This window comes from Cupriavidus sp. GW823-FHT07A04 (assembly GCF_058794615.1).
In genome coordinates this window covers 1-7,737 of the sequence record NZ_JBXAHA010000047.1, presented here as the reverse complement: position 1 = coordinate 7,737, position 7,737 = coordinate 1, and the positions used below count along the sequence as shown (strand labels likewise).

General features: G+C 64.9%; 7 protein-coding genes. 2 read left to right on the top strand and 5 right to left on the bottom strand.

Annotated features, from left to right (window positions below):
* Nucleotides 1-334 precede the first annotated feature (334 nt).
* Nucleotides 335-1,105, top strand: a complete 771-nt coding sequence (locus tag AC1Q7Q_RS40225) for an IclR family transcriptional regulator (RefSeq protein ID WP_043356347.1) — start codon at nucleotides 335-337, stop codon at nucleotides 1,103-1,105.
* 35 nt (nucleotides 1,106-1,140) lie between these two features.
* Here AC1Q7Q_RS40225 and AC1Q7Q_RS40220 read toward each other — a convergent pair whose 3' ends face one another.
* Together AC1Q7Q_RS40220 and AC1Q7Q_RS40215 are read right to left on the bottom strand one after the other, a co-directional pair.
* Nucleotides 1,141-2,106, bottom strand: a complete 966-nt coding sequence (locus tag AC1Q7Q_RS40220) for a Bug family tripartite tricarboxylate transporter substrate binding protein (RefSeq protein ID WP_492376743.1) — start codon at nucleotides 2,104-2,106, stop codon at nucleotides 1,141-1,143.
* 58 nt (nucleotides 2,107-2,164) lie between these two features.
* On the bottom strand, nucleotides 2,165-3,118 hold the full coding sequence (locus AC1Q7Q_RS40215; RefSeq protein ID WP_492376742.1) for a 2-hydroxyacid dehydrogenase: 954 nt from the start codon (nucleotides 3,116-3,118) through the stop codon (nucleotides 2,165-2,167).
* Between the two features lie 272 nt (nucleotides 3,119-3,390).
* Here AC1Q7Q_RS40215 and AC1Q7Q_RS40210 point away from each other — a divergent pair, with 272 nt between their 5' ends.
* On the top strand, nucleotides 3,391-4,293 hold the full coding sequence (locus AC1Q7Q_RS40210) for an SMP-30/gluconolactonase/LRE family protein (protein WP_492376741.1): 903 nt from the start codon (nucleotides 3,391-3,393) through the stop codon (nucleotides 4,291-4,293).
* Between the two features lie 78 nt (nucleotides 4,294-4,371).
* Here AC1Q7Q_RS40210 and AC1Q7Q_RS40205 read toward each other — a convergent pair whose 3' ends face one another.
* The 3 genes from AC1Q7Q_RS40205 to tauA all read right to left on the bottom strand — a co-directional run bounded on the left by AC1Q7Q_RS40205 (nucleotide 4,372) and on the right by tauA (nucleotide 7,119).
* Nucleotides 4,372-5,247, bottom strand: a complete 876-nt coding sequence (locus tag AC1Q7Q_RS40205; protein WP_150986973.1) for an ABC transporter permease subunit — start codon at nucleotides 5,245-5,247, stop codon at nucleotides 4,372-4,374.
* A 10-nt stretch (nucleotides 5,248-5,257) separates the two neighbouring features.
* Nucleotides 5,258-6,034 (bottom strand): taurine ABC transporter ATP-binding protein, encoded by a 777-nt coding sequence (locus AC1Q7Q_RS40200; RefSeq protein ID WP_150986972.1) that lies wholly within the window; start codon nucleotides 6,032-6,034, stop codon nucleotides 5,258-5,260.
* 71 nt (nucleotides 6,035-6,105) lie between these two features.
* Nucleotides 6,106-7,119 (bottom strand): taurine ABC transporter substrate-binding protein, encoded by a 1,014-nt coding sequence (tauA, locus tag AC1Q7Q_RS40195; protein WP_150986971.1) that lies wholly within the window; start codon nucleotides 7,117-7,119, stop codon nucleotides 6,106-6,108.
* Nucleotides 7,120-7,737: the final 618 nt, after the last annotated feature.

Below are 7,737 nucleotides of genomic sequence, written 5' to 3'. Positions count from 1 at the left end.
CCGGCGCGCCTTCTTTGCCTACTTTCTTGGCAAGACAAGAAAGTAGGTCGCCGCCCCGCAGGGGTGGTGAAACTGCCGTTGCCTTTGACCTTAAGTGCAAGCCACCGGGGCAAAACTGGATTACGCCCTGATACGCCGCTAGTGGCGAATACCGCTCCGGAAGTACAATCAAATCGTCTCGTTTTCCGGAACGGAGTCCGAATTGAAATCGGCAACAGTAGCGGCACCCAAAAAAGCGCCTTCCGAGGCCCCCAAGAACAAGCTGGCAAAACCCGCGCGCGCGAAGGCGTCCCTGCGCCTGGAAGAACCTGACGCCGCGGCGCCGGTCACGAGCATGGCTGCCGACGCGGCAGCGGCGGACCGCGACACCCCCACGCTGCGCGCCTTCGCCCTGCTCGAATTCCTGGTTGCGGCCGACCGCCCCTTGTCGCTGGCGGAAATCATGCAGGGTTTCGAAGCGCCCAAGGCTTCGCTGCACCGCATGCTTGGCGCGCTGGAGGCCGGCGGCCTGGTGATCCGCGAGCCGGGCGCGCGCAATGCCTATGCCGTGGGGCCGCGCCTGTCGCGCCTTGGCGTGGCCATCGTCACGCATTCGGGTACGCGGCAGTTGCGCCATGCCATCCTGGCGCGGCTGGTGGCGGACATCGGCGAAACGGTCAACCTGACCATGCTGCACGAAACCTCGGTGCTGTACCTGGACCGCATGGAAGCGCCTTGGCCGCTGCGGCTGGACCTGAAGCCGGGCTCGCGCGTGCCGCTGCACTGCTCGGCCAGCGGCAAGCTGCTGCTATCGCTGCTGCCGCGCGAGCAGCGCGCCGCCCTGGTGCGGCAGCTGCCGCTGGAGCGCTTTACGCCCAACACGGTCACCAATGTGGAATTGCTTGAAGCCGAGCTGGACCGCAGCGCGCACAAGCAGCTTGGCGTGGACAACGAAGAGTTCGTGGCGGGGATCTCCTGCGTGGCCGTGCCGGTGCGCGACGAGCGCGGGCAGGTGGTGGCGGCGCTGGCGGTGCATGCGCCTACGGCACGCTCGCCATTGTCACGCTCGCTGGAGTTCGTGCCGCGCCTGCAGGAAACGGCGAGGGAGCTGGCCGCTACGTTCTGAGCGCCCGTTTTGCATCCAGCCCCTGCGCGTCGCCGCTATTCAGGCTGGATGCCTGCCGTCTTGATGATCGCGCCCCAGCGAGCGAGCTCGGCAAGCTGGAATTTAGCCAGCTCCTCCGGCGACGACACCTTGACCTCCATGCCATTCTCCGTCACGAAATGGCGGATGGATTCGGTCGCCATGGCATTGCGCATCAGCGCATTGAGCCGGTTGATGATCGGCGCCGGCGTGCCTGCCGGGGCGTACAGCCCGTTCCAGTAACCGGACTCATAGCCCTTCACGCCTTGCTCCGCGATGGTCGGCACGTTGGGCAGCAGCGGCGAGCGCTGCGGGCTGCTGACGCCGAGCGCGCGCAGCTTGCCGGCCTTGACCTGCGGCAGGCTGGTGGTCAGGTCGACGATCATCACGTCGGTCTGTCCGGCCACAAGGTCGATCACGGCGGCCGGATTGGCCTTGTAGGGAACGTACGTGAGTTTCGTCCCGGTCATGTGCTGGAATTGCTCGGTGGCGACCCGCGCCGATGATGAGCCGGAGCCGAAGGTCAGCTTGCCCGGCTCCTTCTTGGCCAGGGCGATGAACTCGGGCACGTTCGCGGCCTTCACGTTGGGGTTCACCACCATCACCATGTAGCCCTGGACCACCTGGCCGATCGGCGCAAAGTCCTTGATGGGGTTGTAGGGCAGGTTCTTCACCAGGTGTGGATTGGCCGCCTGCGTGGTGTTGGTGGTCATGAACAGGGTGTAGCCATCGGGCGCCGAGCGCGCGACGAGCTGCGCCGCGATGCCGCCAAATGCGCCCGGGCGGCTGTCGACGATGACCGGCTGGCCCGTCTCTTTGGTGATCTGGGCACCCATTGCGCGGGCCAGGCCATCCGTGGTGCTGCCGGGGCTGGAACCGATCACGATGGTGACCGGCTTGGCCGGATAGGACTGCGCGCCGGCCATGCCGGACGCCAGCACGGTCACGCTCACGGCCATTGCCGCCAGATATTGGATCTGCATCTTGTCTCCTCTCATTCTGATTCTCAACTTCCGGGCGAAGTAACGGGGCTGCCAGCGCTCAGGTCGTGAGGCTGAACTCGGGCCGTTGCCCGGCCAGCGCCTGGGCAATGCTTGCCAGGACCATCTCCCCCATGGCGGCCCGCGTCTGGTGCGTGGCGCTGGCGCGGTGCGCCTGCAGCGTGACGTTGTCCAGCGCGAACAGGGCTTGCGGCACGTTCGGCTCATCGACGAAGACATCCAGCCCGGCGCCGGCGATGCGCCCGGATGTCAGCGCCGCGACCAGGTCGTCTTCCTTGACCAGCCGGCCGCGCGCGATGTTGATCAGGTAGCCATCCTTGCCAAGCGCGTCGAGCACCTCGGCATTGACGATGCCCTCCGCCTTGTCCGCGGCGGCGGCAAGAATCAGCGCATCGCTCTGGCAGGCCAGTGCCACGAGGTCGGGCACGAAAGTGTGGGGAACGTCATCCATCGCCTTGAGGTCGGTGTAGGCGACGGGGCAACCGAACGCCGTCATGCGCGCCGCGATGGCCCGGCCCACGCGGCCCATGCCGACGATGCCCACGCGCATGCCGCTGACGCGGCGGGCCAGCGGGATAGCGCTTGGCTGCGGATGGCGGACCCAGTCGCCGGCGCGGATAAGCCGGTCGCCCGGGCAGATGCCACGGCACGTGGCGATCAACAGGCCCACGGCGAGATCCGCGACGTCCTCGGTCAGCGCCCCGAACGTCCCGGTCACCGGCAGGCCGCGCGCGCGGGCATATTCGAGGTCGACCGCGTCGGTGCCGACACCGTTGACCGCCACCACCGCAAGCGCGGGCAGTTGCGCCATCATCGCCTTGGTAATGCCGGTGTGGCCGCCGGTGATGACCGCGCGGATCGTGGGCCCGTGCTCGCGCAGATAGGCATCCTTGTCGGTTTGCTCGAACAAGCGGTGCATGGTGTAGAGCGAATCCAGCTTGTCGTTGATGGCAGGGATGAGGATCGGGTTCAGCTGCAGGATGTTGGCTTTCATACGGTGGGTCCTATCTGGAAGGTGCGGTTTCGCGTGACCTGTTTCGGCGCCAAACTCATACGTCATCCTATGACTTAGGTGACTTCAAAACAAGCGAGATATCAGATATCCAGGGTTAACACTCTGTTAAATCCAAGGCACCCGAAAATCTCTCGCACTGACTCTCGGATCTCCTTATAATATGTTGTATGACAACGTAACACAAAGAGCAGCCTGAGGCGCATACTAAAATCAAGAAGCCGCTCCGGCCATGATGTTCAAGCCGATAGATCATGATCACTGACTCATCCATCGACCTGATTGCCGACGTCCGCAATGCGGTCGGCGAAAGCCCGTTCTGGGATACGCAGACGCAATGCCTGTACTGGTCGGACATCCCCGCCCGGACGCTGTTCGAATGGCGCTCCGCTAACGCGGCAATCCGTACCTGGCGATTGCCCGAAATGGCAGGGTGCATCGCCCCCGCAAGCGCCGGTGGCTTTGTCGCCGGCATGCAGAGCGGCCTGTTCCACCTGCAGCCACAGCCCGATGGCAGCATGGCCGGCCGCAGGCTCGCCAGCGTCGCTCACCCTGCCCCATCCATGCGATTCAACGACGGCCGGTGTGATCGGCAAGGCCGGTTCTGGGCGGGCACCATGCACCTCGACATGCATCCGGCGCAATCGATTGGCTCGGTGTATCGCTTCGACGCGCGTGGCCTGCAGCAGCAGATCGAGGGACTGATCGTTCCCAACGGGATGGCATGGTCGCCCGACGGACGGACGATGTACCTGTCGGACTCGCATCCTGATGCGCAGGCGATCTGGGCGTTCGACTACGATGTCGCGCACGGCGTGGCCAACCGGCGGCGCCTGTGGATCGACATGCGGCAATATCCGGGGCGCCCGGACGGCGCTGCGGTAGACGTCGATGGCTGCTACTGGATCTGCGGGAATGACGCAGGGGTCGTGCACCGCTTTACGCCAGAGGGGCGCCTGGACCGCAGCATCGCGCTTCCCGTGAAAAAGCCGGCGATGTGCGCCTTTGGCGGCGCCGACATGAAGACCTTGTTCGTCACGTCGATTCGCCCGGCTGATGCGTCGGTGCAAGCCGAGCAGCCACTGGCCGGCGGGGTATTCGCTATTCGCCCCGGTGTCGCTGGTATCGCAGAGCGCGCGTTCCAGCTGGCCGCGTGACCGGCCGATCGGGTTGCGGGCACGGCTAAAGCGGCAGGAGCCGGGCGGCGCGTGCCGCCGCCCGGCCGGCCACAGGCTTTACATCCTCCCCTTCCAGGGCACCAGCCACTTCTCCGTCTTGCGCATCAGAAGGTCAAAGGTATAGGCAATCAGGCCAATCAGCCCGATGCCCATGATCACCACATCCGTGCGCAGGAAGTTCGACGCGTTGAGCACCATCTGCCCCAGGCCCGAGGTGGCAGCCACCATCTCCGCCGCAACCAGCGTGGTCCAGCCAAAGCCGATGGCAATCCGCATGCCGGTCAGGATGTCCGGCAGCGCGGCGGGGATCACGACATGGCGGATCACCTGCCAGCGGTTGGCGCCCATCGAATACGCCGCGTTGATCTGCTCGATGGTGACCGAGCGCACGCCGGCCTGCGCGGACATCGCCAGCGGCGCGAAGCAAGCCAGGAAGATCAGCAGGATCTTGGACGTTTCATCGATGCCGAACCAGATCACGATCAGCGGCAGGTAGGCCAGCGGCGGCAGCGGGCGATAGAACTCGATCGGCGGATCAAAGACGCCGCGCGCAATGCGCGACACACCCATCATCACGCCGATCGGCACCGCCGTGACGGTGGCCAGCGCAAAGGCGCCAAACACGCGCACCATGCTGGCGCGAAAGTGCTCGGTCAGCGGCAGGCCGCCTTGCACATTGCCGTTCCAGGCATCGATAAACGCGTTGATGATGGCTTCCGGCGTGGGCAGGAACAGCGGCGGCAGCCAACGCAGGTGGCTGGCGATCCACCATAGCGCCAGCAGCGACACCACGGTGATGGTGGAGATGCGTGAACTGGAACCTTCGCCCGGCAAGCGGTAGCCGGAGACGGCCTTCATGCGGCGCGCGGGCGGCTTGGCGGCCACGGCGGCGGTGCCCGGCGCGGGCTCGAGTCTTTGAGCAGAAGCAGACATGTCGGACTCCTCAGGGCGTGGCATGGATCAGGTTGACGATTTCTTCGCGGTACCGGATGAACTCCGGATCGGCCTTGACCTCGCGGGCGTTGCCGCAGGCAATGAAGCGTCGGGCGAAGGGGAGCTCATAGGTATGCGCGATGCGGCCCGGCGAGGGCGTCATCACGATCAGCCGCGTTGCCAGGAACAGCGCTTCCTCCACGCTGTGGGTGATGAAGAACACGATCTTCTGCTCCGCCGCCCACAGCTTGAGGATCAGCGCCTGGATCGTCTCGCGCGTGAGCGCGTCGAGCGCGCCGAGCGGCTCATCCATCAGCATCACCGCCGGATCGTTGGCAAGCGTACGGGCAATGCCAACGCGCTGCTGCATGCCGCCAGAGAGCTGGTAGACCGGCTTGGCCGCCACTTTCTCCAGGCCGACCAGCGCCAGCTTCTCCTGGGCGATGCGCAGGCGCTCGGCGCGCGGCACGCCGCGCAGCCTCAGGCCCAGCGCCACGTTGTCCAGCACATTGAGCCAGGGCATCAATGCATGCTTTTGGAACACGACACCGCGCTCGGCACCCGGGCCGTGCACGGATTTGCCATCGAGGCGGATCTCGCCTTCCGAGGGTTGCATGAAACCGGCGATGCACGAGAGCAAGGTCGTCTTGCCGCACCCGGAAGCACCGAGCGCGACCACGAAATCGCCGCGCTCCATGGTGAGATTGACTTGCGACAGGGCCAGCGTATCGGCGCCACCGCGGCCGCCGTAGTTAACGCTCAGGTTGTCGATTTCGAGTTTGGCCATAGCTGCAAACTTCCTGAAAAGAGGATTCAAGGCCGCGCGGCCAGCGTCGCCCGCCGCGCGGCACCGGCAAATCAGGCCGGCGTCCTGGTGGCGAGGGCGCGCTTCACCCACTCCGCATTCACACCCGAGCCGTAGTCCGGCAACACGGTCTGGATCGTGCCCTGCTCCTTCAGGAATTGCGCCGCCGATTGCAGCGCCTTGGCCGCGCCGCCGCCCAGCCAGCGGGGCGAGGCTTGCTCCTCCAGCGTGGGGAAACCGTACAGCGCCATGCTGGCCGGCACCGCCTCGGGCTTGGCGCCCGAGACCTTGGCCACCGCCTTCACCATCGGCGACTCCGGGGTCCACGCCGCCTTGTCCTGGCGATACTTGTCATCCGCGGCGGCCAGGATCTTGACGAACTTGACCATGAACTCGGGGTTCTCCCGCGCGAACTTCTTGTTGGCGATCATGCCGTCGAAGGTGGCCTTGCCGGTCTCGGCGGCGATCTTGCCGGAGGTCACCAGGACCTTGCCCGTTTGCTTGAGCTTGGCCAGCACCGGGTCCCAGATAAAGGTGGCGTCGATGTCGCCGCGCTCCCAGGCCGCGGCCACTTCGGGCGGCCGCATGTTCATGATCTTGACGTCCTTGGGATTGATCTTGGCCTGCTCCAGCGCCACCAGCGTGTGGTAGTGCGTGGTGGAGACAAAAGGCACGCCCACCCGCTTGCCTTTGAGGTCTGCCACGCTGTTGATATTGCTGCCGTTGCGCGCCACCATGGCCTCGGCCGCGTTGATATCGTCAAGGATCCAGAACAGCTCCACGTCCAGCCCCTGCGACAACGCCGAGGCAATCGGCGAGGTACCGGCTTCGCCGATGGCGATCTGGCCCGACGCCATGGCGCGGATCACGTCGCCACCGCCGCCGAACTGGCGGAACGAGACCTTGTAGCCGGTCTGCTTCTCGACTTCCTTCATGTCCTGCGCATAGCGCCATGGCACCACCATATCCTGGTAGGCGATGACAACTTCCTTGGTCTGCGCGTAGGCGCCCGGGGCGACGACGGCCGCCAGTACCACGCTTGCTGCAAGCTGCTTGAACCAACGCATGATGAACCTCCTCAAGATGAACGGTGTGGTGTGCTGTGGCGAAGACCGCCGGCAGGGAAAGCCCGGCACCAGGGCGGTGCCTGCTCGAGGAGGAAGAGGTGATAAGCATGAGGCATGCCAGTGTCTCCGTCTGGTTGGGACGTCTTTGCGTCCTCTCCTTTCTTAGCGGCGCTCTGCGCTTTGGCGAGTCGTCGCGGCGTGCACCAGGCGCTTTGGCAAGCAGCGCTGGGCAAGGTGTAACCGTATGGTAGAAAGCGGCCCGCCGCCGGGTTAGAGCCAGCGGGGACCAACTGTGGGTCCACATGGGCGCGCAGGTTGAATTTACGTCACTTTAAAGGGTATTTACTACCGTTTTTAGGTACACAGCATTCCGTTTATCGGATTTTCTTATTGACCATCGCTTAGTCTCATCCTACATTTCGATCCACGAACACTTTTCGGAACATTTGGTTCCGTTTTGATCGAAGACCGGAGACACCACACCATGAGCGAACATCTTCCCGAAACCCTCGCCGCAGGCACCCAAGCTGGCGCCACCACGACCGGCCCGCAGGAGATGACCCCGTCGGAAGCCTTTGTCGAGACCCTGGCCGCCAATGGCGTCACCGACATGTTCGG

Excerpts from the sequence above, each read along its gene's own strand:
- AC1Q7Q_RS40215 (WP_492376742.1), bottom strand. The coding sequence starts at position 3,118 with ATGAAAGCCAACATCCTGCAGCTGAACCCGATCCTCATCCCTGCCATC.
- AC1Q7Q_RS40220 (WP_492376743.1), bottom strand. The coding sequence starts at position 2,106 with ATGCAGATCCAATATCTGGCGGCAATGGCCGTGAGCGTGACCGTGCTG.
- AC1Q7Q_RS40205 (WP_150986973.1), bottom strand. The coding sequence starts at position 5,247 with ATGTCTGCTTCTGCTCAAAGACTCGAGCCCGCGCCGGGCACCGCCGCC.
- AC1Q7Q_RS40210 (WP_492376741.1), top strand. The coding sequence starts at position 3,391 with ATGATCACTGACTCATCCATCGACCTGATTGCCGACGTCCGCAATGCG.
- AC1Q7Q_RS40225 (WP_043356347.1), top strand. The coding sequence starts at position 335 with ATGGCTGCCGACGCGGCAGCGGCGGACCGCGACACCCCCACGCTGCGC.
- tauA (WP_150986971.1), bottom strand. The coding sequence starts at position 7,119 with ATGCGTTGGTTCAAGCAGCTTGCAGCAAGCGTGGTACTGGCGGCCGTC.
- AC1Q7Q_RS40200 (WP_150986972.1), bottom strand. The coding sequence starts at position 6,034 with ATGGCCAAACTCGAAATCGACAACCTGAGCGTTAACTACGGCGGCCGC.